The sequence below is a fragment of the Paraburkholderia sp. SIMBA_053 genome, from assembly GCF_046534895.1.
Lineage (GTDB): Bacteria > Pseudomonadota > Gammaproteobacteria > Burkholderiales > Burkholderiaceae > Paraburkholderia > Paraburkholderia caledonica.
On the sequence record NZ_JAWRXU010000064.1, the window covers coordinates 1 to 568 of the forward strand.

1 protein-coding gene is annotated in these 568 nt (G+C 63.6%); it reads right to left on the minus strand.

Annotation, left to right across the window (positions count from 1 at the left end; all coding sequences use genetic code 11):
- Positions 1-166 precede the first annotated feature (166 nt).
- A partial coding sequence (locus tag SB753_RS34545) for an IS5 family transposase (RefSeq protein ID WP_410804525.1) occupies positions 167-568 on the minus strand: 402 nt, incomplete at its 5' end.

The window sequence follows — 568 nt, forward strand, 5'->3', positions numbered from 1 at the left end:
CGGCCGATAGCCATTCCTGCTCGGTGTGCGTCCAGATCACGCCCGAGCGCAGCATCTCGTCGCGATTGCGCAGCGTATGGATCAGGTCGAAGCCGAGCAGTGTCTTCAGCGCGGCGTTGTTGCATAAATCGGGTTTGAAGACAAAGGCGGTCTTGTGATCTTGAATTCAGGCAATGCGAGCGGATTGCGGACGTGCGAGCGCCGTCATACGGTTGAGCACGCCGACGCGAACCGCCACTTCGGTCGCCTGGGAGCCGATCGTGCGCGCCCACAGACAATTGCCGGTGAGCGTCTTGAGCCGGTACATCAGGTTCTCGACCAGCGAGCGCTGGTGATAGCCGCTGCGCTTCTTCCATTCCCTTCGGCCGTCTCGCGCAATGGCACCGATGGCCTCGTTGCGCCAGGCGGCGCCGGGCGTGTTCCCCGGCCAGGGCATTGCCCCTTCGCGCGGTGGGATCGCCGGTTGTGCATCGCGCGCGGCAATCGCCACGTGGCATTGCTTCGTGTCGTATGCGCCGTCTCCACCGATGGTATCGATCGCGTCGTCCGTAGGGATCTGATCGAGCAG